This is a genomic window from Rhizobium terricola (assembly GCF_012927355.1).
GTDB lineage: Bacteria > Pseudomonadota > Alphaproteobacteria > Rhizobiales > Rhizobiaceae > Allorhizobium > Allorhizobium terricola.
The window spans coordinates 465,612-489,282 of the sequence record NZ_JABBGK010000002.1 but is presented as its reverse complement, the minus strand read 5'-3'; the positions used below and the strand labels follow the sequence as shown (position 1 = coordinate 489,282).

The window sequence follows — 23,671 nt, the reverse complement described above, 5'->3', positions numbered from 1 at the left end:
TCGTACCGATAGTACATCGAGGCACCACACTGATTCGGAGGCGGACGTGATCGTAGTGGTAGATGAGCGAGAGCTCGTGAAAGAAGGGTACACTTCCTTATTTGGACGTGAAGGCATTCCATCGACCGGATTTGATCCGATCGAATTCGGAGAGTGGGTCAATACGGCGGCAGATTCTGACATCGCTGCGGTCGAGGCTTTCCTGCTTGGGCAGGGCGATCGCACGCTTGAGTTGCCGCGGGCGATCCGCGATCGGACGACGGCCCCTGTGATCGCGGTTAGCGATCAGCCGTCGCTCGAGGCGACGCTGGCGCTGTTCGACTGCGGTGTTGATGATGTCGTGCGCAAGCCGGTTCATCCGCGCGAGATCCTGGCTCGGGCGGCGGCGATCCGCCGGCGCCTGAAGGCGATTGCAAACTTCACCGAGATCGGCCCGATCCGTGTCTTCTCGGATGGTCGCGATCCGGAGATCTCTGGCGAGGTCTTCCCTCTGCCGCGACGCGAGCGCCGCATTCTGGAATACTTGGTCGCAAACCGCGGCCGTCGTGTTTCGAAGACCCAGATCTTCAACGCGATCTACGGCATCTTCGATGAAGAGGTCGAGGAGAACGTGGTTGAGAGCCATATCTCCAAGCTGCGCAAGAAGCTGCGCAAGAAGCTCGGTTTCGATCCGGTCGATTCCAAGCGTTTCCTCGGTTACTGCATCGACTGGGAATGACCTTTGAAGGCTAGGGGGCCTGGCGAGCGGGCCGTTCGGATGATTTCGAAATTGCCCGCCGCACCAGACAGCTTCACGCAAGGCCCGCCTCTTAATGTCTGCAATGACTACGCAAACGAGGATTTACTATGAGCCTTTATGGAACGATGCGGACCGGCGTGTCCGGGATGAATGCCCAGGCAAATCGTCTCGGCACGGTCGCCGACAACATCGCCAACTCGAGCACGGTCGGCTACAAGAAGGCCTCTGTTCAATTTTCATCGATGATTTTGCCAAGCACGGCCGGCGCCTACAATTCCGGTGGCGTTGAAACCGACGTGCGTTATTCGATTTCGGCCCAGGGTACGTTCAGCTACACCACCTCGACCACCGATCTGGCGATCAACGGCGACGGCTTCTTCATCGTCTCCGGTGAGGACGGTGTCGAGTATCTGACCCGCGCCGGCTCCTTCGTCCTTCAGGATGACGGCACGCTCAAGAATACCGCTGGTTATACCCTGATGGGTTACGAATACGACTCGACCGCTGATCCGACGATCGTCGTCAACGGTTTCGACGGTCTCGAGCCGGTCGATCTGTCGGGTTCCGGCATCTCGGCTGTAGCGTCGGATACGGGCACGTTGAACGTCAACTTGCCGAACGGTGAGGCTGTCGGCTTCACACAGAAGACCTCGCTGAAGGTCTTCGACAGTCAGGGCTCCAGCCGTCTGATTGAGTTCACCTATGAAAAGACGGCCGACAATATGTGGACCGTGACGGCGACGGGCCCCGGTACACCCGCCACCGTTCTCGCGACCACGACCATGGAATTCGACGTCGACGGCAACCTCATCGATCCTGCGTCGGGCGAGCTGACCCTCGACACCTTCACCATCGACGGTGCTGAAGTTCCTCAGATCACGCTGCAGGTCGGCGACACCACCCAGCTCGCTTCGGGCTTCTCCGTCGAAGAAGGTGAAGTCAACGGCAACGCCGCTTCGAAGGTCAAGGGCTACGAAATCGACGACACTGGCGTGGTGTCGATTGCCTATGAGAACGGTGACCTTGTTCCGAAGTTCCGCGTGGCGCTCGCCAGCGTGCAGAGCCCGGACAACCTCAATCCGGTTGCCGGCAATCTCTACACCCAGTCGAACGACTCCGGCGTTATCGTCATGGGTTATGCGGGCTCCAGCGGCTTCGGCTCCATTCTGTCGGGTGCCCTCGAGGATTCCAACGTTGACGTGGCGGAAGAGCTGACGGCGATGATCGAATCCCAGCGCAATTACACAGCCAACTCCAAGGTTTTCCAGACCGGCTCCGAATTGATGGACGTCCTGGTCAACCTGAAGAGATAATTACGGAAGTTAGGGTAGCCCAATGTCGCTTGCATCGTCGCTTGGCACCGCTCAGGCAATCTTCCGGAACACGGGGCAGCAAACCTCCGTGCTCACGACAAACGTCTCCAATGACGGGAATGATAACTACGCCAGGCGCCAGACCGTCGTCGTTCAGACCGTTTACGGCGCGACGATGGTGCAGACGGAGCGCTCCCAGCAGATGGCGCTTCTGCGCCAGTTCTCCAACTCGACCTCCCAGCAGAGTGCCCAGGATACTCTGCTGGAGGGATTGGAGACACTGTCGAGCACGCTCGGCGGCAACGACTACGAGCTCTCGACTGCGACCTATCTCGCAAATCTTCAGAGCAGCCTGCAGTCCTTTGCTGCGGCACCTGGCGAATATGCGCTTGCCTCGACCGTCGTGACCGACGCCATCGACGTTGCGAACTCGCTGAACAACGCCGCAGCCGCCACGCAGTCCTTGCGTGCGGACACCGATGCGCAGATCGCCGAGCAGGTCGAGTCGCTCAACAAGCTTCTCGCCGAGTTCAAAACGGTCAACGATACGGTTGTGCGCCTGACTGCAACGGGTGCTGATGCGGACAACTACCTCGACCGGCGCGACACCCTGGTCAAGGAGATCTCCGGTATCGTCGGCGTCAGCATCAACATGCGCGACTTCGGTGACATGGTGCTCTACACGTCCGACGGCACGACGCTGTTCGAGACCGACCCCCGCGAAGTCACCTTCACGCGCACCAACACCTACGATGCGACGGTATCGGGCAATGCGGTCTACATCGACGGCACCCCGGTCCGCGCCGGTGTCGGCGGCAACACCGATGGCCAGGGAACGCTGAGCGCCCTGGTTCAGCTCCGCGACGTCATCGCGCCGACCTTTCAGACCCAGCTCGATGAGGTCGCCCGCGGTCTGATCGAGGCCTTTGCCGAGAGCGATCCCAATGGCGTCGATCCGGACATGCCGGGTCTCTTCACCTGGCCGGGCGGCACGACGCTGACCTCGGGTGTGGTCGAGCCTGGCCTGTCGGCGCTCATTAGGGTCAATACCGCGGTGCGCTCCGATTCCGGCGGCGATCCGATGCTGATCCGCGACGGCGGCATCAATGGCGCGACCTATGTTCAGAACACCGGCGGATCCTCCGGCTTCACCGACCTGATCAACGCCTATGTCGACGAACTTTCCGCGGACCGCTCGTTCTCAGCTGATGCGGACCTGACCACGGCCACCAGCCTCATGTCCTTCTCGTCGGACTCGATCGGCTGGCTCGAAGAATACCGTTCGAACGCAACGACTGCGTCCGAGAACAAGACTGCGCTCTACGAGCGCACCTATCAGACCTATTCGACGAAGACGGGCGTCAGCCTCGACGAAGAACTTTCACTGCTGCTCGATGTTGAGCAGTCTTACAAAGCGGCAGCCAAGCTTGTCTCGACGATCGACGAGATGCTGCAAGCCGTCCTCGAAATGGCGGGGTAAGCCATAATGTCAACGTCCAGTATCTCCAATCTTTCGGTCCAGACCTCGATGCGGTTGACGATCCGCGAGGCCCAGTCCGAGCTTCTCAAGGCGCAACAGGAAGTCAGTACCGGACAGTTCGCCGACATCGGAGCGGAGCTGGGCAGCAAGACGTCGACCGTCGTGGACCTCAGCCGCGAAAGTCTGCGGCTGAACTCGATCATCAGCAACAACAGTATCGCCACCCAGCGGCTGTCGGCCTCGCAGGAAGCGCTCAACCAGATCGCAACCGCCGCCGAACAGATGAACACCTCGCTCATCACGATCTCGGGCGCTTCGAACACCGACACGATCAATACGACGATCCAGACGGTCAAGAACTCGCTCGACACGATGGTCAGCATGGTGAACACGTCGGTGAACGGCGAGTTCATTTTTGCCGGCATCAACACCGATGTTCAGCCAATGGCCGACTACACGGAGACATCGGCCGCCAAGGCGACGTTCGATGCGGCATTCACTTCCTACTTTGGCTTTGCGCCGACGAGCACGGTCGACACGGCAAACATCGTCGCCAGTGGCGCTGCGCCCAGCATGGACGATTTCATCACCAACGTGCTGGAGCCGATGTTCACCGGCACCGACTTCACCACGGACTGGTCCAGCGCGACGGATCAGGTGATGACAAGCCGCATCAGTCAGTCGGAGACAGTCAATAGCTCCGCGTCGGCAAACAATAACGGCTTTCGTTACTTTGCGCTCGCATCGGTCATTACGCAGGAATTGTTGAACATCGGCGCGCCTTCGGATGCCGTCGCTGTCGCCGTCGACCAAGCGGTCAGCTACACCGGCAAGGCCATCACCGGCATCAACTCGACGAGAACCGAACTCGGTCTCTCAGAGAACCGCATCGAGAAGGCGGATGCCTCCTTGAAGATCCAGGTCGATATCATCGAGACCAGTCTCGGTGCCAAGACCGAGGTTGACGCCTACGAGGCGTCGACCCGCGTAAACACCCTGCTCTCCCTCGTGGAGGCCTCCTACACGTTGACGTCGAAGATCCAGGCACTGAGTCTCGTCAACTACCTTTGATGACCAAAGGGAATGAAATGAAAATGAAGGACAGATGAATGTACCAGTTTTCATATGCCGAAATCATGGAGGATGGCGTCGCCGACGCCAAGGATCGTGAGAGGCAGGCACTGACGCGTTGCATTGAGCTTCTGAGCGCGGCGCGCGACGAAGAGGGGTACAATCGTGAGGCCATCGAGGCGCTGTTCTATACGCGCCGGGTCTGGATCCGCTTCATCGAAGACTTGAAACACCCAGAAAACCAATTGGATACGGAATTACGTGCCAATCTGATTTCGATCGCCATCTGGATCTTGAAGGAATGCGATCGGATCCGGAAACGGCAGTCCACCAATTTCCAGGGCATTATTGACGTGACAACCATCATCAGGGATGGACTGAAATGAAGAGCACTTTGCGCATCTCGCTCAAGTCGGGCGAACGTATTTTCATCAACGGAGCGGTTCTGCGCGTCGACCGCAAGGTTGCGCTGGAGTTCTTGAACGACGTGACCTTCCTTCTGGAAAACCACGTCCTCCAGCCCGAGCAGGCGACGACCCCGCTGCGGCAGCTCTACTTCATCGCCCAGATGATGTTGATCAACCCGGAAGGCCGCGATCAGTCGATGGCGATGTTCCGCAAGTCGATCATCATGCTGCTGACCTGCTTCGAGAACGAAGAGATCCTGGCCGAGCTGAAGCGCATCGACGCGATGGTTTCGTCCGGCCGTGCTTTCGACGCCCTCAAGGCGATCCGTGGCCTCTACGCCATCGAGGACAAGATCCTCAACAGCCAGGAGATGACGCCGGCGACCGTCGAGCAGATTCGCAAGGAGATCGCACCATGGCGGTAAGCGGCGTAAACGGCGTCTCGGGCACCAACACGACGACGACCGACAAGAGTGCCTCGTCGGCGGCCGCCTCTGCATCGCTCGACTACGATTCTTTCCTGAAGCTCCTGATCGCGCAGATGCAGAACCAGGACCCGACGGATCCGATGGACGCGAGTGAGCAGATTGCCCAGCTCGCGACCTTCTCCCAGGTCGAGCAGACGATCCAGACGAACTCGAACCTCGAGACTTTGATCACCGGCAACGCGCTGACCAACGCATCCAACTACATCGGCAAGACCATCACCAGTGCCGATGAAAAGACCTCCGGTGTCATCGCTTCTGTTCGCGTCTACAGCGATACCATGGTAGCCACGACCACCGAAGGCGACGAAATCCCGATCGTTGTCGGTGTCCGCGTCGGCACGCCCTCGACCAGCGAGACCGACACTGGTACTGATTCCAGCACCTGATGGGCCGGGGAGTGATTCTCCCCGCTCGGGTTAAGGGACAAGTTCCATGAATGAGGCCGACGCTCTCGATATCATGCAGGCAGCCGTCTGGACCGTGCTGATCGCATCCGGTCCCGCCGTGCTTGCAGCCATGGTCGTGGGCGTCACCATCGCGCTCATCCAGGCTTTGACCCAGGTCCAGGAAATGACCCTGACCTTCGTACCCAAGATCGTCGCCATCATGCTGACGATCGGCATCAGCGCCCCCTTTGTCGGCGCGCAGATCTCGCTCTTTGCCAATCTCGTCTTTTCGCGCGTCCAGTCTGGCTTCTGATCGCGTCTAGGCGCGTCCGCCTCGACCCCGTTGCCACCCTCGCGCAAGCTTCGACCGCTATCGCTTCGTTGAACATGGCCGAAAACTCCGCGTTTCCGGTCGACCTCTCATGAAGAGATGGAACGATACATGGCGCAGCCCACCTCGATCATTATTCCGAAGGTCAGCCCGAATGGCCGGGATATCGGCTTTGCAATGGGCATTGTCGGCATCCTCTGCATCCTCTTCCTGCCCATTCCGCCGTTCCTGATCGATATGGGCCTCGCGTTCTCGATCGCGTTCTCGGTCTTGATCCTGATGGTGTCGCTATGGATCCAGCGCCCGCTGGATTTCTCGTCCTTTCCGACCATTCTGCTGATCTCGACGATGATCCGCCTGTCGCTCAACATTGCGACGACGCGCGTCATCCTGTCCCACGGTCATGAGGGGCATGGGGCTGCGGGCGGCGTCATTGCCGGCTTCTCCAGCCTCGTGATGTCCGGCGACTTCGTGATCGGTCTGATCGTCTTCCTGATCCTGATCACGGTGAACTTCATCGTCATCACCAAGGGCGCCACGCGTATCGCGGAAGTCGGCGCTCGCTTCACCCTCGATGCCATCCCCGGCAAGCAGATGTCGATCGACGCCGACCTCTCGGCCGGCATCATCGACGAGAAGGAAGCGCAGTTCCGTCGTCGCGAGCTGGAGCAGGAAAGCTCCTTCTTCGGCGCGATGGACGGTGCCTCGAAGTTTGTGCGCGGCGATGCCATCGCCGGTCTCATCATCACCGCCATCAACGTCTTCGGCGGCATCATCATCGGCTATTTCCGCCACGGCATGGAAATCGGCGAGGCGGCAGACGTCTTCGTCAAGCTCTCGGTCGGTGACGGTATCGTTTCGCAGGTTCCGGCCCTCATCGTCTCGCTCGCCGCCGGCCTTCTGGTTTCGCGCGGCGGCACGCCGGGCTCCACCGACCAGGCTGTCGTCAATCAGTTGAGCGGCTATCCGCGTGCCCTGTCCGTTGCTGCAGGCCTGATGGTCATGCTCTCGATCGTGCCGGGCCTGCCAATGGTCCCCTTCCTCGCCCTCGGCGGCATCATGGCTTTCGGCAGCTGGTTCATTCCGCGCCAGATCGAGGCCGAGAACAAGATCAAGCGCGAACAGGAAGAAAAGAAGGTCATCCAGAACAAGGAAGCCGAAAAGGACTCCGTCAAGTCGGTGCTCAAGACCGCCGAGATCGAGCTCGCGCTTGGCAAGCTGGTGTCGACCCGTCTGCTCGGTGCCCACCAGGAACTGGCCTTCCGCGTCGGCAAGATGCGCAAGAAGTTCGCCAGCCAGTACGGATTCGTCGTTCCGGAAATCAAGGTCACCGACGACATTGGCATACCGGAGCGCTCCTACCAGATCCGCATCCACGGCACGACGGTTGCGTCCAACAACCTGCGTGTCGGCGAAGTGCTGGTCGTCACCGGATCCGGCCGAAAGCCCAAGGTGCCCGGGGACGAGATCCGCGAACCCGCCTTCGGCATGCCGGCCGTGTCGGTGCTGGAAACCTTCACAGAAGAGCTCAAGCGCGAGGGCTTCCATCCGATCGACAACGTCTCGGTGGTTCTCACCCACGTTTCGGAAGTCATCCGCAACAACCTGCCGCAGCTCCTGTCCTACAAGGACGTGAAGATCCTCATCGATCGCCTCGACCCGGAATACAAGAAGCTCGCGGACGAGATCTGCTCCTCGCACATGTCCTATTCCGGTCTGCAGGCCGTGCTGAAGCTGCTGCTGGCCGAGCGCGTCTCGATCCGCAACCTGCACCTGATCCTGGAAGCCGTCGCCGAACTCGCGCCGCATGTCCGCAAGACCGAGCAGATTGTCGAGCATGTGCGCGTTCGCATGGCCCAGCAGCTGTGCGGCGACCTGACCGACAACGGCGTTCTGCGCGTGCTGCGACTCGGCTCGAAGTGGGATCTCGCATTCCACCAGGCCCTGAAGCGTGATGCCAAGGGTGAAATCGTCGAGTTCGACATCGATCCACGTGCACTCGAGGACTTCTCGGAAGAGGCAAGCCGCGTTATCCGTGAATTCATGGACCGCGGCCTGCCTTTCGTGCTTGTCACGTCGCCGGAAACGCGCTCCTATGTCCGCATGATTATCGAGCGTCTGTTCGCTACCCTTCCGGTCCTCTCGCATGTGGAACTCGCCAAGGGCATCGAGATCAAGATCCTGGGTTCCATTTCATGATAAGCGACCCCGAGGGGACGGTTCTGGCCATGTTCGTGGCCTTCTGCCGGATCGGCGCCTGTTTCATGGTGCTTCCGGGTTTCTCCTCGGCCCGCATTCCCGTGATGGTCCGGCTGTTGTCGGCCGCGACCATCTCCTTTGCCATCCTGCCGGTCATGTGGGACACGATCTATCCGCGGGTTTCGGGCGGCGGTTATGCGTATATCCATCTCATTCTTGGCGAAACGCTGATTGGAACGATGTACGGGCTCATTCCGCGCCTCTATGTCATCGGCCTTCAGTTCGCCGGCTCGGCAATGTCAATGTCGATCGGTTTCAGCGCACCGGGTACGCCCGACGTCATCGAAGACACGGCCGAAAACCAGCTGACCAACATGATCAGTTTTGGCGGCCTGCTGCTGCTCTTCATGTTTGATTTCCATCATGTGGTCATCAGGGCCTTGATCGATTCCTATGGCCTGATGCCGCTCGGCGGCGTTCCCGACACGCAGAAGATGTTGATCACGCTGACCGATACGCTCGGCGCAACCTTCATGCTGATGCTGCGGCTGGCGAGCCCCTTCATCATCTTCGGGCTGATGTTCAACTTCTCGATCGGCATGATCAACAAGCTGGCACCACAGATCCCGATCTACTTCATCTCCACGCCATACCTTTTGATGGGTGGCCTCTTCCTTCTCTATTTTTCGATCGCGGCGATGATCCGCCAGTTCGCCGAGAATTTCCTGACTGTGTTCCAGGGGTGATCCCGGAGCGAGCCGGGTAAAGGAGCTTGCATGGCACCGAAAACAAAATCCGAAAAACTGAAGCGGCTTGTCACCGTCCAGCGCCACATGGAGCGCATGGCGGAGAACGATCTGGCGATGACAGCCCAGCGCCGCGAGGAAAATTCCGCAGCGATGGATACGGTGATGGACGCGATCGGATCGCTCGATCCCCTGCATCGCCTCTTTGCGCAAAACTACGCCGATCGCTTCGACCGCCTCTCCAATACGGAAAAACAGCTGGCAAGCCTTCAACAGAGCCAGGAAATGAAGGTGTTGCGGGAACGCGCCAAGGGCGACCGGCTGGAGGAAAACCGCAAGGATGCGCGCGAACTCGAGCAGCGCGAAGCCGACGACAATGCCATCTACGATCTCGTCGACTTGCGTTTTGCCACGACAGCCTCCAGCAAGCTTCACGAGTGATAGTCGTCACGAAGCGAAGGCATCGGGGACAATTATCGTGGCCATTTCACCTCCGAGCGATCTCGTGCTGGACGTAGTCCGCGCGGCAGATCCTATGGTCCTGGCGTCAGCCCAGGAAAAACTCAAGACCAGTCGCGTGGCGATGGAAGCGAGCAGCCTGACCTCCAAGGGGGTCGGCTTCGGGGCTGCCGTCGACATTCTCAACAGCGTTGCTTCCGCGGCGGGTCTCGGCAACGTCAAGAAGACCGAGACGGAAGAGACGCCGAAGGTCTACCGCGAATTCGAAGCCGTCGTTCTGCAGAACTTCGTCTCCTCGATGATGCCGGAAGACAGCGAAGCGGTCTACGGCAAGGGCAATGCCGGCGAAATCTGGAAGAGCATGATGGCCGAGAAGATCGGCGAGGTCATTTCCGAGAGCGGTGGCGTCGGCATCGCCGATCAGATGTACGCCGAGGAGCTCGCCCGCCATCGTGGCGACAACGTGGTCAACGCCGCGACTGATGAAAAGGATCGCAGCGCTGCCCTCAACATGGTCATGGACCTTGAACGCCGGACGCTCGGCGTTTCCTCCACCGAACAAACGACAGCATAACAACCGAAAATCGGGGCAACACACATGGAAGTCATCAACAGCGATTATCGTATCAAGACGGTTCTCGGCCGGCTCGAAGCGATCATCGACAATGAAAACCAGCGCATCGGCAAGGATCCGGAGTTCGATCTCAAGGTCTCGAATGCGCACAAGAGCCGTTGCCTCTACGAGCTCACCATGCTGTTCCGCGACACCGATCCGCGCGAACTGGCGCTCGGCTACGTCGAGCAGATGCACAGCGTGAAGAACAAGCTCGCGCTCAACGCGCGTCGCGTCGAGGCGCACATGAACGCAGTGCGGGCTGTTGCCGACCTGTTGAAGAATGCTGTGCGTGATGCTGATGCCGACGGCACCTATTCCCAGGAACAGTTCCGGTACAGCGAGGTCTGATGGTCAAGATCATCGCCGCCGGATTGTGGGCATGCCTGGTCACGCTGGGCGCGGTCTATTTTTCGATCCATCTGGCAACCGCACCTGCAGAGGTCAGCGAGGAGGACGCCAAGAAGGCGGCTCTCGAACTCGTGCGCGGCGAACCGATCACCATTCCCTGGATTGCCGACGGAAGCGTGCGTGGCTATTTCCTCGGCCGCGTGTCCTTCATGATGGACAAGGAAAAGATCAAGGGCGTGCACCTGCCCATGACCGAGCTGATGACCGATGAGCTGTTCACCCTTCTGGTCGGCAGCAAGATGGTCGACATCTCCAACATGGGTGCCTTCGACGTCGCGGCCTTCCGCGAGAAGATCAAGACGGACCTGAATGCCCATCTCGGCGAGGGCTTCGTCTCGGAGGTGCTCGTCGAACAGCTCGACTATCTGTCCAAGGATGATGTGCGTGCGAGCGGCGAGGGCGAAGCCAAGCCGCCGGGTAAGCCGGTCAAGGTCATCGAGGGCGACAAGGTCGAAGAGCCGGCGAAATCGGGCCATTGAGGTCTCGCCGCCTGGCATCTCGCGTACGAAAACGAAAGCGGCGGACTGGTTCCGCCGCTCTTGCGTTGGGGGGCTCCTCCGGCTTTCCGGCTCACGCCGCAACAGGGTTAGCGAAGTCTTGTTGCGTGACGGAAAATGCGTCGCATCGGTTTAATTTGAATTTGAAGTTCTGCTGATACAACGCCACCATCTTTCCTCGTATGGCGTGGCATCATGCGTTTCCTGGTCTCGTTTCTCGCCCATCCCGTTTTTCGCAGAGCCCTTGTCGCGGGCATCGTCGGCGTGTCCGGCGAGGGGGCGGGCCGCCTGCGTTCCGGTGGCGGCCGGCGTCGGGAGCGGGCATGAACTCTCCCACCGCCCTGCAGCTTCCGGCCCCGCGGATGCCGTTGTTCGGCATGCCGATCTACGACCTGACCTGGGATAGCGCGCTTTCCTTCGTCAACGAGCTCGTCGCATTGCCGATCGGACAGACGCACATGGCGTTCATCAACGCCAACAACGCCAATGTCATGATGACGGACCCGGACTATCGCTTGGCGCTGAGCCGCACGCTCCTGCTGCCGGACGGCATCGGCGTGGATATCGCCTCGCGGGTGCTCAACGGCGAGAAATTCCTCGCCAACCTGAACGGCACCGATTTCGTCCCGGCCATGCTCACTTACATGGAGGGGCCGCGGCGGATCGGGCTGATCGGCGGAAAGCCGGACGTGCTCAAGGCGGCAGCGGAGAACTTCCGCAGGCACGCGCCCTGGCACGAGTTCATCGAGATCTCCGACGGTTTCTTCGACAAGGCCGATTGTGCGAAGATCCTGCAGGATCTTGAGCAGGCACGCCTCGACATCCTGCTCGTCGCGATGGGTACGCCGCTCCAAGAAATCTGGATCGACCGCAACATCCGGCCGGAGCATGCGCGCCTGGTGCTCGGCGTCGGGGCTCTGTTCGATTTCATCTCCGGCCGCGTCCCGCGTGCGCCCGGCTGGATGCGGCGCGTTCGTTGCGAATGGGTCTACCGGCTTTGGCGGGAGCCCCAACGCCTCTGGTACCGCTACGTGATCGGCATCCCGGTCTTTCTCGCCCATGTCGTCCGCTTCAAGGTGCTGGGGCCGCCGGCCGCCCTCGACGGATAAACCTGTCGCGACAACGGAAAAGACCATGACCCGGCGCCATCGCGCGCGGTCGCGATCTCGCGCCTGTCTCAGCCTGCATTTTCACCGAAAAGGCCCGATCGCACCGCCTGCGGCGTCCGGTCGCTCATTCCCGACGGCGATGCGGTTGAATTTGACACGATAGGGCGGGAAGAGGCAAATACGCTCCATTTCCGGCGGCTAGATTGTCGGCAAACGCAAGCAAGGGGTGCTCTCGTGACAACGGTGATTGATGGCAAGAAGGCCGCCGCTTCGGTGGTGGATGCAGTAACGTCGGCAGCAACGGCGCTGGAGCGCGACACGGGTCGCAAGCCCGGTCTTGCGGTGGTGATTGTCGGCAACGACCCGGCCAGCCATGCCTATGTCAGCTCGAAGAGCAAGATGGCGAAGCAGTGCGGCTTCAAGTCCGTCCAGCACACGCTGCCGGAGGAGACCTCGCAGGAAACTCTGATGGGGCTGGTCGCAGAGCTCAATGCCGATCCCGAGATCGATGGCATCCTCGTGCAGCTGCCGCTGCCGAAGCATCTCGATTCCGATCCGGTCATCCAGTCGATCCTGCCGGAGAAAGACGTCGACGGCCTGCATGTCGTCAACGCCGGAAAGCTCGCCACCGGCGACGCCGAGACCGGCCTCGTATCCTGCACTCCGGCCGGTGCCATGCTGCTGGTCCGGCAGATCCACGGCCGCGATCTTTCCGGCCTCAATGCCATGGTGATCGGCCGCTCCAACCTTTTCGGCAAGCCCATGGCTCAGCTTCTTCTGGCTGCCAATGCGACGGTCACGATCGGTCATTCGCGCAGCCGTGATCTTCCGGCGATCGCCCGCAATGCAGACATTCTGGTCGCAGCCGTCGGCCGTGCCGAAATGGTCAAGGCCGACTGGCTGAAGCCGGGCGCAACCGTGATCGACGTCGGCATCAACCGCGTGCCGGCGCCGGAAAAGGGCGAAGGCAAGTACAAGCTGGTGGGCGACGTCGCATTCGCGGAATGCGCGCCGGTTGCGGCAGCCATCAGCCCGGTTCCCGGTGGCGTCGGCCCGATGACCATCGCCATGCTGATGGCGAACACCGTCATTGCCGCCTACCGTGCCCAGGGCAAGGTGGCGCCGAAGTTCTGATCCAATGAGAGGGGGCAGGCCTTGGCTTTGTTCCCCCTTGTTTTCTATTGAGGAGCGGGGCCTGTCGACGCTCGGATCACGAGGTCGGCCGTCCAAAGTTCGTGCTGCGCAGGCTGCGGCTCGCTCTTCATGATCGCCGCAATAAGCCGCTGCGCGATGCGTATGCCGGCCGCACGGAGAGACGACCGCGTCGTCGTCAGCGGCACCGTGAAGTTTTCCGGCTTCAGAAGCGGCAGGACGTCGTCATGGGCGATCAGCGAAATGTCCTCGCCGAGCTTCAGTCCGGCCCGGTTGATGGCGCGCACGGCGCCGAGTGCCAGCACGGTACTGGCACAGAGCACGGCCGTCGGCCGCTCCGGCAGTTCCAGAAGCTCGGACATACCGCGGAACCCCGCTTCGTCGGTCATCGCCGTGTGGCGCATGGCCGAAGGCGCAAGCGTGATGCCCTTCTCTCCGAGTGCGGACAGTGTGCCGAGCTTGCGGCGGATCGCGAAATCGAATTCCTCAGGCCCGTTCAGTAACCCGAAGCGACGATGGCCCAATTGCACGAGCAGGCGGGCGGCATCGCGAAAGGCACCTTCATTGTCGACGTCGAGGAACGGATAATCTGTTTCCAGGCCAAAGGAACGGCCATGAGCGATGAACGGCACCGGAAGTGACTTTGCCATCGCGATGCGCGGGTCCTTCTCGCGCAGATAAGCGAGGTAATAGGCATCCACGCTGCCGCTCGCGACCAGCCAGCGGATCGCCTGTTCCTCGTCGTGCGGATGGGCAGGCATGATGACGAAATGGAAGTCGTGCTTGAGCGCCTCCTCCGCAAGGCCGCGCTGGAATTCCGCGAAGTGGATGTCGGAATTGTCGTTGGGCTCGATCGGCATCACGAGACCGATCGATCCTGCCTTGCCGGTGGCGAGCCTCTGTGCGGCCCTGTTCGGCCTGTAGCCCGTCTCCTTTGCGGCCTTCAGCACGCGCTGGCGGGTCTCCTCGCTAACCTCCGGATAGCCGTTGATGGCACGGCTGATCGTGGTCTGGGACAGGCCAAGCAACTGCGACAACTGCTTCAGATTCACGGCGGCTTTCCTCCTGCGCTTTGCCTCTCGCAACCCCGTTTCGTCACCCGGAAATTCAAAGCGCTTGGGTCTGTCTATCAGGAGCGGCAGGGCTCAGGAACAGGAAAATGGTTGAATGAAGGGCAGCCGCCCAAATCTTCAGCGGCAAGTTGCGACCATTTGCGGCAAATCCGGATTTGTGCTTGACTCCCCTTCGAGCTGGATGTGATGTCCTAAAGGCCAAAGCGCTTTGAATGTATGTCTTTCAATTTGCGAGACGGGACACTGCCCGTCCGAAATGTGATGGGAGGTAAATCACATGAAGAAGATTTTCCTGATGACCGCCGCCGTTGCCGGGCTCCTTGCCGGAGCTGCCGGAGCTGCCGACCTGAAGTTCAAGCCCGGTGAGGACGCCAAGTTCAACTGGGCGAGCTATGAAGAGTTCAAGAAGGCGCATGGCGGTTCGAGCGGCCAGTCCGTGACGATCTTCGGCCCGTGGCGCGGTGAAGACCAGGCGCTCTTCGAGAGCATCCTGGCCTACTTCGAGGACGCGACCGGCATCGACGTGAAATACTCCTCCTCCGAGAACTACGAACAGCAGATCGTCATCGATACGCAGGCCGGCAGCCCGCCGGACATTGCCATCCTGCCGCAGCCCGGCCTGATTGCCGACCTTGCCTCCAAGGGTCATCTGGTGCCGCTCGGCGACGACGTGAAGACCTGGCTTCTCGAGAACTACGCCGCCGGCCAGTCCTGGGTCGATCTCGCCACCTACAAGGGCAAGGACGGCAATCCGGCCATCTACGGCTTCCCCTACAAGATCGACGTGAAGTCGCTGGTCTGGTACGTACCGGAAAACTTCGAGGATGCCGGCTATGAAGTCCCGAAGACCATGGAAGAGCTGAAGGCCCTGACCGAGAAGATCGTCGCCGACGGCGGCACGCCCTGGTGCATCGGCCTTGGCTCCGGCGGCGCCACCGGCTGGCCGGCCACCGACTGGGTCGAGGACCTGATGCTGCGCACGCAGCCGGCGGACGTCTACGACAAGTGGGTGTCGAACGAGATCAAGTTCGATGATCCGGCGGTTCTCGGCGCGATCGACGAGTTCGGCTGGTTCGCCAAGAACGACAAGTTCGTCGACGGTGGCGCCTCCGCCGTTGCCTCCACCGACTTCCGCGACAGCCCGAAGGGCCTCTTCGCGTCCCCGCCGAAGTGCTACCTGCACCACCAGGCCTCGTTCATTCCCTCCTTCTTCCCTGAAGGCACGGTCGTCGGCGAGGATGCCGACTTCTTCTACATGCCGCCCTACGAGGCCAAGAAGGATCTCGGCAATCCGGTGCTCGGCGCCGGCACGCTCGCCATCCTCACCAAGGATACGCCGGCTGCCCGTGTCTTCTTCGACTTCCTGAAGACGCCGATCGCCCATGAACTGTGGATGGCACAGTCCAGCTTCCTGACGCCGTACAAGGCTGCCAACAAGGAGGCCTATGCCAACGGGCCGATGGCCAAGCAGGGCGATATCCTGCTCAATGCCACGACCTTCCGCTTCGACGGTTCCGACCTGATGCCGGGCAAGATCGGCGCGGGCGCATTCTGGACGGGCATGGTCGACTACACCGGCGGCAAGTCCGCAGCCGACGTCGCCGCCGGCATCCAGAAGGTCTGGGACTCCCTGAAGTAAGCTTCTCGACGTGAACGATCCCGCCGTGCTCCCGAACCGGAGCGCGGCGGGCAAACGGCAGGACGACTTTTGCCGCACGCCCGTTCGGGCTGCCGGCGATCGGCCGGGGAGGGAACCTTGGAACAGCTACTCTACGCCCTACTGACAATCGTGATCGGGGTTGCCGGCGCCATTGGCTATTTCTATGGCTCGAACTTCCTGCTCGACACGATCTTCCCGTCGCGCGTCGCGGATGCGATGGAGGCGTCGCGCAACATCCGCCGTGCCAGCATGATCCGGCCCTGGCTTTTCCTAGCGCCGGCGCTCATCTCGCTGTCGGTCTACCTCGTCTATCCGTTCTTTTCCTCGGTCGCCTATTCCCTCTACGACCGGTCGGGCGAGAATTTCGTCGGCTTCGCCAACTACCGCTGGATGTTCTTCGACGGTGAGTTCCGCCAGTCGATCTACAACAACATGCTGTGGCTTATCGTCGTGCCGGCGGCCTCGACCCTGTTCGGCCTGATCATCGCGGCGCTGACCGACCGCATCTGGTGGGGCAACATCGCAAAGTCGCTGATCTTCATGCCGATGGCGATTTCCTTCGTCGGCGCCTCGGTCATCTGGAAGTTCGTCTACGACTACCGCGACATCGGTGCCGAACAGATCGGCATCCTGAACGCCATCGTCGTGGCGCTCGGCGGTGAGCCGCAGATCTGGATCACCCTGCCGTTCTGGAACAACTTCTTCCTGATGGTCATCCTCGTCTGGATCCAGACGGGCTTTGCCATGGTGCTCCTGTCGGCGGCGCTGCGCGGCATTCCGGAGGAGACCATCGAGGCGGCGGTCATCGACGGCGCCAATCCCTGGCAGATCTTCCTGAAGATCAAGGTGCCGCAGATCTGGGGCACGATTGCCGTGGTCTGGACGACGATCACCATCCTCGTCCTCAAGGTCTTCGACATCGTGCTCGCCATGACCAACGGCCAGTGGCAGACACAGGTTCTCGCCAACCTGATGTTCGACTGGATGTTCCGCGGCGGCGGCGATTTCGGCCGCGGCGCTTCGATCGCTGTGGTCATCATGATCATGGTCGTGCCGATCATGATCTGGAACATCCGCAACGCCCGCCGCGAAATGGAAGGACGCTGACATGCACAAGGGCAGCATTCGCTCTCCGTTGACCTGGGCGGTCCATCTTTCGGTGCTCTTCCTCGTCGCCCTGTGGACCCTTCCGACCGCCGGCCTTTTCGTTTCGGCACTGCGCGACAAGAACCAGATCGTCGCCTCCGGTTGGTGGACGGCTCTCGCCACCTCGACCCAGAATGCCATTTACCGTGCCCCAGGGCCGGACAAGCAGGTCGAGGAAAACGGCCAGTTCGTCATTTCCGGCAACGTCTTCGAGGGGGGCAAGGGCAACGTTACGGCCTTCGGTTCATCGAGCCAGGACCCCGCTGCATTCGAGGCTGGTGCCAGCGCCGAACTGAAGGACGGCGTCAAGCTCACGGTTGCGCCAAACGGTGACTTCCGGCTGACTTCGCCCAAGGCCTTCGAGGGAACCCGCGGCCAGCGCATCTTCTACACCGCTGGCATTCCCCCACGCTTCACGCTGGAAAACTACGAGACGGTGCTGACTGCCGAGGGCATCGGCAAGTCCTTCCTGAACTCGCTGACCGTCGCCATTCCCTCGACCATCATTCCGATCCTGGTGGCGGCCTTTGCGGCCTATGCGCTTGCCTGGATGAAATTTCCGGGCCGGGCGCTCATTCTGGCCGTCATCGTCGGCCTCCTGGTCGTGCCGCTGCAGATGTCGCTGATCCCGCTCTTGCGCATGTACAATGGCGTCGGCGCCTTCTTTGGCGTGCCGTCGAAGACGTATCTCGGCATCTGGCTTGCCCATATGGGCTTCGGCCTGCCGCTCGCCATCTACCTTCTGCGCAACTACATCGCCGGTCTGCCGCGCGAGATCATGGAATCAGCCCGCGTCGACGGCGCATCCGATTTCACCATCTTCATGAAGATCGTGCTGCCGCTCTCCTATCCGGCGCTCGCCTCGTTTGCCATCTTCCAGTTCCTCTGGACCTGGAACGACCTTCTGGTGGCCATGGTCTTCCTCGGTACCGGCGACAATGAACTGGTCCTGACCGGTCGCCTGGTCAACCTGCTCGGCAGCCGCGGCGGCAAGTGGGAGATCCTCACCGCCTCGGCCTTCATCACGATCGTCGTGCCCCTCTTCGTCTTCTTCTCCCTCCAACGTTATCTCGTCCGTGGCCTGCTCGCAGGTTCGGTCAAGGGCGGTTGAGACGGTTGCTTAAAAACTGATTGCATCGACAAGGACTGAACATGACTGCAACGACCCAATCGATCCTCTCCGCCGACAAGGACTGGTGGCGCGGCGCGGTGATCTACCAGATCTACCCGCGCTCCTATCAGGACTCCAACGGAGACGGCATCGGCGACCTCAAGGGCATCACGGCCCGTCTGCCGCATATCGCGGCCCTCGGGGCCGACGCGATCTGGATCTCGCCGTTCTTCACCTCGCCGATGAAGGATTTCGGCTACGACGTGTCGAACTATGTCGATGTCGATCCGATGTTCGGCTCGCTTGCCGATTTCGACGGCCTGATCGCCGAGGCCCATCGCGTCGGCGTCAGGGTCATGATCGATCTCGTGATGTCCCACACCTCCGACCAGCATCCGTGGTTCGTCGAGAGCCGTTCGTCGCGCTTCAATGCCAAGGCGGACTGGTATGTCTGGGCCGACGCCAAGCCGGACGGCACGCCGCCGAACAACTGGCTGTCGATTTTCGGCGGCTCCGGCTGGCACTGGGATCCGACCCGCATGCAGTATTACCTGCATAACTTCCTGACCTCGCAGCCCGACCTCAATCTGCACAATCCCGAGGTCCAGGACGCGCTGCTCGCCGCGACCCGTTTCTGGCTGGAGCGTGGCGTCGACGGTTTCCGTCTCGACACCATCAACTTCTATTTCCACGACAAGGAACTGCGCGACAATCCGGCGCTCGCACCGGAACGCCGCAATGCCTCGACGGCGCCGGCGGTCAATCCCTACAATTTCCAGGAGCACATCTACGACAAGAACCGCCCGGAAAACATTGCCTTCCTCAAGCGGTTCCGTGCGCTGCTCGACCAGTTCCCGGCAATCGCTGCCGTCGGCGAGGTCGGCGACAGCCAGCGCGGGCTCGAAATCGTCGGCGAATACACGTCCGGCGGCGACAAGATGCACATGTGCTACGCCTTCGAGTTTCTGGCGCCCGATCCGCTGACGCCGGCGCGTGTCGCCGAAGTGCAGCAGGCGTTTGCCGAGGCCGCTCCCGAGGGCTGGGCCTGCTGGGCATTCTCCAACCACGATGTCGTCCGCCATGTCAGCCGCTGGGGGGCGGAGGTTCTCGACCGCGACGCCTATGCCAAGCAGTTGGCCGCCATCCTGATGACGCAGCGCGGATCGGTCTGCATCTATCAGGGTGAGGAACTCGGCCTCACCGAAGCCGACATCGCCTTCGAGGACCTGCAGGATCCCTATGGCATCCAGTTCTGGCCGGAGTTCAAGGGCCGCGACGGTTGCCGCACGCCCATGGTGTGGGACAGCAAGACCGCCCAGGCGGGCTTTTCCAGCGCTCCGAAGACCTGGCTGCCGATCCCGGTGGAACATGTCCTGAAGGCCGTGGATACGCAGCAGGGCGTTGCCGGCAGCGTGCTTGAGCAATACCGCCGGTTCCTGGCGTTCCGGAAGGAAAACCCCGCCTTTGCCAAAGGCGGCATCGTTTTCCATCCGGTTCAGGGCAATGTGCTGGTCTACACCCGGACCTTGGGCAATGAGACGCTGCTCTGCCTGTTCAACATGAGCGCCGAGCCGGCAACGGCCGTTCTTCCGGCCGGCAGTTGGCATGCATTGGGTGGACACGGTTTCGACAGCAAGACCGAAGACGACAGGGTTGAACTTCCGGCCTGGGGCGCACATTTCGCGCGCCACGCCTGATTGGGAGGAATGAGATGACGGGCCTGGTTCTCAAGGATATCCGCAAGACCTACGGGCAGGTGAAGGTCCTGCACGGTATCGATCTGACGATCGAGCAGGGCGAATTCATCGTCTTCGTCGGCCCGTCGGGATGTGGAAAGTCCACGCTTCTGCGCATGATCGCCGGGCTTGAGGACATCACCAGCGGCGAGATGATCATCGACGGACAGGTCGTCAACGACGTGCCCCCGTCGAAGCGCGGCATCGCGATGGTCTTCCAGTCCTACGCGCTCTACCCGCACATGACCGTCTACGACAACATGGCCTTCGGCCTGCGGATCGCCGGCCAGAGCAGCGAGGAGATCGACCGCAGGGTGAAGAGCGCGGCGTCGATCCTCCAGTTGACCCCCTATCTCGACCGTCTGCCCAAGGCGCTCTCCGGCGGCCAGCGTCAGCGCGTCGCGATCGGTCGTGCGATCTGCCGCGACCCAAAGGTCTTCCTCTTTGATGAGCCGCTCTCCAATCTTGACGCGGCGCTGCGCGTCGCGACCCGCATCGAGATCGCCAAGCTCAACGAGTCCATGCCGGACACCACGATGATCTACGTGACGCACGACCAGGTGGAGGCGATGACGCTCGCCGACCGGATCGTCGTGCTCTCCGCCGGCAAGATCGAGCAGGTCGGTCCGCCGCTCGAACTCTATGAGCGTCCCGCCAACCTCTTCGTCGCCCGTTTCATTGGTTCGCCCGCCATGAACATTATGCCGGCCATCATCGAGACGGCCGGACGACCGACCGTGATCCGACTGAAGGACGGTACCTCGGTCAGCGTCGATATCGAGACGCCTGCCGGCGACCGCGGCAAGAAGGCGAGTTTCGGTGTCCGCCCGGAGGATCTTGCGATTGCCACCGGCGATGATTTTCTCTTCGAGGGCACGGTCACGATCGTCGAGGCTCTCGGCGAGGTCACGCTGCTCTATGTCGATGGCCCGGTCGAGGACGAGCCGATCACCGTCAAGCTTCAGGGCACGGTCGACATCCGGAAGGGGACCCGTCTCCGCTTCGTCGCCGACCGCTCCAGACTCCACCTCTTCGACGAAATGGGACACGCATACAGGAAGTGATATCCGCGCGTTAAGGTCCTGTTTCCCCTAACGAAGACAGGGCCTTGGCGACCACGTCGGGGCGCGCGGATTAATACCATCTGTTAAATGGCCACTGCTAGGCTTCTCCCATAACCACTGGAAAACAGGGACAGGGACGAAAATGAGAGCGGCAGCCGGCGGAACCAATTATCTGCAGCGCGAGGAATCCTTCATGTACGACCGCGAAGCGCGGTTCCCGATGGAGGATACGATGAACGCAGCCCGGATCGAATATACCGAGAAGGGCGTGATGCACATGGCGGCCCGCCGCTGCGATGTGATCAAGATTTCGATGAGCGGCGCCATCATCGGCCTGCTGACCCAATACAATCTCCCCCAGCAGTTCTATCTCGATCTTCCCGATGCCCGCATCACCAAGGTCGGCTGCCTGCTGATGAAGACCTTTGCCAACAACACCGCCGAGATCCGTTTCCTGCGTCTGCTGACCAAGAAGGAAATGGACCGGATCTTCGTCTTCTCGACCCATCCGGCGCACCGCGATAAGGTGCTTGACGTCCGCTCCTGGTAAGCCGGGTCAGCGCTGCCCACGCTGTGCAACCAGCCAGTTCCGCACGATGTTCGTTGCCCCGGGATGCTTCGGCTCGCGGGGCGCAACCACGTGGAAATCATGCCGGCCGTGAATGCTGACGTCGAAGGCCTTGACCAGCCGGCCGGCAGCAAGGTCCGCCTCGACCAGGAAGTCGCTGGCGAGCGTGATGCCTTGGCCCGCGATGGCTGCGTCGATGGCAAGCGAGGTGTGGTTGAAGCGCACGCCCTTGGCCTCTGTCCCCGTTGCCAGTCTCAGCCCCGAACCGATGAATTCCGGCCAGAGATTGTGGGTATCCCGGAGCAGGACAAGGGCGTCCAGGTTCTCCTTCTTCAGGGCTTCGGCAGCGGCGGGCTGATAGGCCGGACTGCAGACTGCGATGACGCGCTGCTCGAAGAGCAGTTCCGAGACCAGTCCGGGTCCGAAGGGTGGTTGTCCCTGGCGAACCGCGATGTCGACGCCGTCGGTCTGGAAGCTCGCGAGGCTCTCGCTGGCGAGAATGCGCAGTTCGAGTTCCGGATGGGCTGCCATGAACGCCGGCAGCCGCGGCAGCAGCCACTTGGCCGCGAAGGTTGGCGTCGCGCTGATCGTCAGGCTGCGTTGCACCGGCCTGATGGCCAGCGTCGCCTCTCCGAACAGCTGGAAAGCCCGACGGATGTCCGTGCCGTAGGCGCGACCTTCGTCGGTGAGGGCGAGTTGTTTCGGCAGGCGCAAGAAAAGCTTCACGCCGAGATCCGTCTCCAGCCCGCGCACCAGCTGGGCAACGGCGCTCTGGGTTACGCCGATCTCCTCCGCCGCCGCCCGGAAGCTCAGGTGTCGCGATGTCACCTCGAAGGCGCGCAGGGCATTGAGGGATGGCAGGTGTCTGGATTTTTCGTTCATGCGAGAGTTTTTCTACAGTCAGAGCGCAGTTTATCGCGTTCGGAAATCGCCGCGAATGGTGCTAGAAAATCCATCAGACGACAGCTGGGCCGGATGTTCCGGCGCCAGAATAGCCAAAGGACAGGGAAATGACTGTAGAAAAAGTTGCCATCATCACCGCTGGCGGAAGTGGCATGGGTGCGGCCTCCGCCCGGCGCCTTGCGAACGAAGGGTACAAGGTTGCCATTCTGTCCTCCTCTGGCAAGGGTGAGGCGCTCGCCAAGGAACTGGGCGGCATCGGCGTCACCGGCTCCAACCAGTCGAACGAAGACCTGAAGCGCCTCGTCGACGAGACATTCGCCCGCTGGGGCCGTGTCGATGTCCTGGTCAACAGCGCCGGCCACGGCCCCCGTGCACCGATCCTCGAGATCTCGGACGAGGACTGGCACAAGGGCTTCGACGTCTATCTCCTCAACGTCATTCGTCCGACCCGGCTCGTCACGCCGATCATGCAGGCCCAGAAGAATGGCGTGATCATCAACATCTCCACGGCCTGGGTCGCCGAGCCGAGCGCCATGTTCCCGACCTCGGCCGTCGCCCGCGCCGGTCTTTCCGCGTTCACCAAGATCTTCTCAGACACTTATGCGGCCGAAAACATCCGCATGAACAACGTCCTGCCGGGATGGATCGATAGCCTGCCGAAGACCGAGGAACGGCGTGAAAGCGTGCCCATGGCCCGCTATGGCACCAGCGAGGAAGTTGCAGCCACGGTTGCCTTCCTGGCGTCGGAGGGCGCGGCCTACATCACCGGACAGGGCATCCGTGTCGACGGCGGTTTGATGCGCTCCATTTGATGTCAGTTTTTGCCTTGTTCTTGCCATTTCTGCCAGGGATAAAAGAATCAACGCGGCGTAAACCTCTTGGTTACCAAGATTCTTCATTTTTAGGATGTCCGGATAAACGGAGGTCCTGAGTGAAGACCTCCTTGTCTCACCGGATGTGTAGGGCCGCGGCGATGAAACCCGCCGGGCCGTGAGGCCTCTGGTAGCGA

Annotated in this window: 25 protein-coding genes; 23 read left to right on the top strand and 2 right to left on the bottom strand. The window is 61.2% G+C overall.

The annotated features are described in order from the left end of the window. The first annotated feature begins 46 nt into the window (after positions 1-46). The 16 genes from rem (at position 47) to folD (ending at position 13,383) form a co-directional block, all read left to right on the top strand. A complete protein-coding gene (rem, locus tag HHL25_RS12090; RefSeq protein WP_169592836.1) occupies positions 47-718 on the top strand; it encodes a transcriptional activator Rem in 672 nt (223 codons plus the stop codon). A 128-nt stretch (positions 719-846) separates the two neighbouring features. Continuing rightward, complete coding sequence (locus HHL25_RS12085) at positions 847-2,052, top strand: flagellar hook protein FlgE (protein WP_169590754.1); 1,206 nt, start codon at positions 847-849, stop codon at positions 2,050-2,052. A 22-nt stretch (positions 2,053-2,074) separates the two neighbouring features. Then, positions 2,075-3,532: a flagellar hook-associated protein FlgK gene (flgK, locus tag HHL25_RS12080; RefSeq protein WP_169590751.1), complete on the top strand. Its 1,458-nt coding sequence runs from the start codon at positions 2,075-2,077 to the stop codon at positions 3,530-3,532. A 6-nt stretch (positions 3,533-3,538) separates the two neighbouring features. Next, positions 3,539-4,603: a flagellar hook-associated family protein gene (locus HHL25_RS12075; RefSeq protein WP_169590750.1), complete on the top strand. Its 1,065-nt coding sequence runs from the start codon at positions 3,539-3,541 to the stop codon at positions 4,601-4,603. 38 nt (positions 4,604-4,641) lie between these two features. After that, on the top strand, positions 4,642-4,989 hold the full coding sequence (flaF, locus tag HHL25_RS12070; RefSeq protein WP_169590748.1) for a flagellar biosynthesis regulator FlaF: 348 nt from the start codon (positions 4,642-4,644) through the stop codon (positions 4,987-4,989). After that, positions 4,986-5,435 carry a flagellar biosynthesis repressor FlbT gene (gene flbT, locus HHL25_RS12065; RefSeq protein WP_169590746.1) on the top strand — a complete coding sequence of 150 codons (450 nt, stop codon included), beginning with the start codon at positions 4,986-4,988 and terminating at the stop codon, positions 5,433-5,435. Before flaF ends, flbT begins: the two co-directional genes overlap by 4 nt. Further along, positions 5,426-5,884, top strand: a complete 459-nt coding sequence (flgD, locus tag HHL25_RS12060; RefSeq protein ID WP_169590744.1) for a flagellar hook assembly protein FlgD — start codon at positions 5,426-5,428, stop codon at positions 5,882-5,884. Before flbT ends, flgD begins: the two co-directional genes overlap by 10 nt. Before the next feature lie 46 nt (positions 5,885-5,930). After that, the gene (fliQ, locus tag HHL25_RS12055; RefSeq protein ID WP_169590742.1) at positions 5,931-6,197 is read left to right on the top strand and encodes a flagellar biosynthesis protein FliQ; all 267 of its coding nucleotides are present in this window, start codon (positions 5,931-5,933) and stop codon (positions 6,195-6,197) included. Positions 6,198-6,326: 129 nt separating this feature from the next. Next, on the top strand, positions 6,327-8,414 hold the full coding sequence (flhA, locus tag HHL25_RS12050; protein ID WP_169590740.1) for a flagellar biosynthesis protein FlhA: 2,088 nt from the start codon (positions 6,327-6,329) through the stop codon (positions 8,412-8,414). Beyond that, on the top strand, positions 8,411-9,160 hold the full coding sequence (gene fliR, locus HHL25_RS12045) for a flagellar biosynthetic protein FliR (RefSeq protein ID WP_169590738.1): 750 nt from the start codon (positions 8,411-8,413) through the stop codon (positions 9,158-9,160). Before flhA ends, fliR begins: the two co-directional genes overlap by 4 nt. Before the next feature lie 30 nt (positions 9,161-9,190). Then, a complete protein-coding gene (locus tag HHL25_RS12040) occupies positions 9,191-9,601 on the top strand; it encodes a hypothetical protein (protein ID WP_169590736.1) in 411 nt (136 codons plus the stop codon). Positions 9,602-9,638: 37 nt separating this feature from the next. Further along, a complete protein-coding gene (locus HHL25_RS12035) occupies positions 9,639-10,193 on the top strand; it encodes a rod-binding protein (RefSeq protein ID WP_169590733.1) in 555 nt (184 codons plus the stop codon). A gap of 24 nt (positions 10,194-10,217) precedes the next feature. Continuing rightward, the gene (locus HHL25_RS12030; RefSeq protein WP_169590731.1) at positions 10,218-10,583 is read left to right on the top strand and encodes a hypothetical protein; all 366 of its coding nucleotides are present in this window, start codon (positions 10,218-10,220) and stop codon (positions 10,581-10,583) included. Beyond that, the gene (locus tag HHL25_RS12025; protein ID WP_169590728.1) at positions 10,583-11,122 is read left to right on the top strand and encodes a hypothetical protein; all 540 of its coding nucleotides are present in this window, start codon (positions 10,583-10,585) and stop codon (positions 11,120-11,122) included. Before HHL25_RS12030 ends, HHL25_RS12025 begins: the two co-directional genes overlap by 1 nt. Before the next feature lie 341 nt (positions 11,123-11,463). Beyond that, positions 11,464-12,249, top strand: coding sequence for a WecB/TagA/CpsF family glycosyltransferase (locus HHL25_RS12020; protein WP_169590726.1), 786 nt, complete (start codon positions 11,464-11,466; stop codon positions 12,247-12,249). Between the two features lie 234 nt (positions 12,250-12,483). Beyond that, positions 12,484-13,383 carry a bifunctional methylenetetrahydrofolate dehydrogenase/methenyltetrahydrofolate cyclohydrolase FolD gene (gene folD, locus HHL25_RS12015; RefSeq protein WP_169590723.1) on the top strand — a complete coding sequence of 300 codons (900 nt, stop codon included), beginning with the start codon at positions 12,484-12,486 and terminating at the stop codon, positions 13,381-13,383. 44 nt (positions 13,384-13,427) lie between these two features. Here folD and HHL25_RS12010 read toward each other — a convergent pair whose 3' ends face one another. Further along, the gene (locus tag HHL25_RS12010; RefSeq protein ID WP_169590721.1) at positions 13,428-14,453 is read right to left on the bottom strand and encodes a LacI family DNA-binding transcriptional regulator; all 1,026 of its coding nucleotides are present in this window, start codon (positions 14,451-14,453) and stop codon (positions 13,428-13,430) included. Positions 14,454-14,751: 298 nt separating this feature from the next. Between HHL25_RS12010 and HHL25_RS12005 the strand changes: the two genes are divergently transcribed. The 6 genes from HHL25_RS12005 to HHL25_RS11980 all read left to right on the top strand — a co-directional run bounded on the left by HHL25_RS12005 (position 14,752) and on the right by HHL25_RS11980 (position 21,741). Further along, on the top strand, positions 14,752-16,113 hold the full coding sequence (locus tag HHL25_RS12005) for an ABC transporter substrate-binding protein (protein WP_169590719.1): 1,362 nt from the start codon (positions 14,752-14,754) through the stop codon (positions 16,111-16,113). A gap of 117 nt (positions 16,114-16,230) precedes the next feature. Next, positions 16,231-17,241 (top strand): carbohydrate ABC transporter permease, encoded by a 1,011-nt coding sequence (locus tag HHL25_RS12000; protein WP_169590717.1) that lies wholly within the window; start codon positions 16,231-16,233, stop codon positions 17,239-17,241. Position 17,242: 1 nt separating this feature from the next. Next, complete coding sequence (locus HHL25_RS11995; RefSeq protein ID WP_169590714.1) at positions 17,243-18,391, top strand: carbohydrate ABC transporter permease; 1,149 nt, start codon at positions 17,243-17,245, stop codon at positions 18,389-18,391. Positions 18,392-18,432: 41 nt separating this feature from the next. Beyond that, positions 18,433-20,088 (top strand): beta-galactosidase BglA, encoded by a 1,656-nt coding sequence (gene bglA, locus HHL25_RS11990; protein ID WP_169590712.1) that lies wholly within the window; start codon positions 18,433-18,435, stop codon positions 20,086-20,088. A gap of 14 nt (positions 20,089-20,102) precedes the next feature. Further along, positions 20,103-21,191: an ABC transporter ATP-binding protein gene (locus HHL25_RS11985; RefSeq protein ID WP_169590709.1), complete on the top strand. Its 1,089-nt coding sequence runs from the start codon at positions 20,103-20,105 to the stop codon at positions 21,189-21,191. Between the two features lie 193 nt (positions 21,192-21,384). Beyond that, a complete protein-coding gene (locus HHL25_RS11980; protein ID WP_169592831.1) occupies positions 21,385-21,741 on the top strand; it encodes a hypothetical protein in 357 nt (118 codons plus the stop codon). A 6-nt stretch (positions 21,742-21,747) separates the two neighbouring features. On the opposite strand, the gene HHL25_RS11975 is transcribed toward HHL25_RS11980, so the two are convergent. After that, complete coding sequence (locus tag HHL25_RS11975) at positions 21,748-22,641, bottom strand: LysR substrate-binding domain-containing protein (RefSeq protein WP_169590706.1); 894 nt, start codon at positions 22,639-22,641, stop codon at positions 21,748-21,750. A 128-nt stretch (positions 22,642-22,769) separates the two neighbouring features. On the opposite strand from HHL25_RS11975, the gene HHL25_RS11970 reads away from it, so the two are divergent. Next, a complete protein-coding gene (locus tag HHL25_RS11970; protein ID WP_169590703.1) occupies positions 22,770-23,474 on the top strand; it encodes an SDR family oxidoreductase in 705 nt (234 codons plus the stop codon). The last annotated feature ends 197 nt before the right edge of the window (positions 23,475-23,671 follow it).

What these genes read in the sequence shown, in the direction of transcription:
- HHL25_RS12085 (WP_169590754.1), top strand. Translation starts at nt 847, where the DNA reads ATGAGCCTTTATGGAACGATGCGGACCGGCGTGTCCGGGATGAATGCC.
- flgK (WP_169590751.1), top strand. Translation starts at nt 2,075, where the DNA reads ATGTCGCTTGCATCGTCGCTTGGCACCGCTCAGGCAATCTTCCGGAAC.
- HHL25_RS12075 (WP_169590750.1), top strand. Translation starts at nt 3,539, where the DNA reads ATGTCAACGTCCAGTATCTCCAATCTTTCGGTCCAGACCTCGATGCGG.
- flaF (WP_169590748.1), top strand. Translation starts at nt 4,642, where the DNA reads ATGTACCAGTTTTCATATGCCGAAATCATGGAGGATGGCGTCGCCGAC.
- flbT (WP_169590746.1), top strand. Translation starts at nt 4,986, where the DNA reads ATGAAGAGCACTTTGCGCATCTCGCTCAAGTCGGGCGAACGTATTTTC.
- flgD (WP_169590744.1), top strand. Translation starts at nt 5,426, where the DNA reads ATGGCGGTAAGCGGCGTAAACGGCGTCTCGGGCACCAACACGACGACG.
- fliQ (WP_169590742.1), top strand. Translation starts at nt 5,931, where the DNA reads ATGAATGAGGCCGACGCTCTCGATATCATGCAGGCAGCCGTCTGGACC.
- flhA (WP_169590740.1), top strand. Translation starts at nt 6,327, where the DNA reads ATGGCGCAGCCCACCTCGATCATTATTCCGAAGGTCAGCCCGAATGGC.
- fliR (WP_169590738.1), top strand. Translation starts at nt 8,411, where the DNA reads ATGATAAGCGACCCCGAGGGGACGGTTCTGGCCATGTTCGTGGCCTTC.
- HHL25_RS12040 (WP_169590736.1), top strand. Translation starts at nt 9,191, where the DNA reads ATGGCACCGAAAACAAAATCCGAAAAACTGAAGCGGCTTGTCACCGTC.
- HHL25_RS12030 (WP_169590731.1), top strand. Translation starts at nt 10,218, where the DNA reads ATGGAAGTCATCAACAGCGATTATCGTATCAAGACGGTTCTCGGCCGG.
- HHL25_RS12025 (WP_169590728.1), top strand. Translation starts at nt 10,583, where the DNA reads ATGGTCAAGATCATCGCCGCCGGATTGTGGGCATGCCTGGTCACGCTG.
- HHL25_RS12020 (WP_169590726.1), top strand. Translation starts at nt 11,464, where the DNA reads ATGAACTCTCCCACCGCCCTGCAGCTTCCGGCCCCGCGGATGCCGTTG.
- HHL25_RS12005 (WP_169590719.1), top strand. Translation starts at nt 14,752, where the DNA reads ATGAAGAAGATTTTCCTGATGACCGCCGCCGTTGCCGGGCTCCTTGCC.
- HHL25_RS11995 (WP_169590714.1), top strand. Translation starts at nt 17,243, where the DNA reads ATGCACAAGGGCAGCATTCGCTCTCCGTTGACCTGGGCGGTCCATCTT.
- bglA (WP_169590712.1), top strand. Translation starts at nt 18,433, where the DNA reads ATGACTGCAACGACCCAATCGATCCTCTCCGCCGACAAGGACTGGTGG.
- HHL25_RS11985 (WP_169590709.1), top strand. Translation starts at nt 20,103, where the DNA reads ATGACGGGCCTGGTTCTCAAGGATATCCGCAAGACCTACGGGCAGGTG.
- HHL25_RS11980 (WP_169592831.1), top strand. Translation starts at nt 21,385, where the DNA reads ATGTACGACCGCGAAGCGCGGTTCCCGATGGAGGATACGATGAACGCA.
- HHL25_RS11975 (WP_169590706.1), bottom strand. Translation starts at nt 22,641, where the DNA reads ATGAACGAAAAATCCAGACACCTGCCATCCCTCAATGCCCTGCGCGCC.
- HHL25_RS11970 (WP_169590703.1), top strand. Translation starts at nt 22,770, where the DNA reads ATGACTGTAGAAAAAGTTGCCATCATCACCGCTGGCGGAAGTGGCATG.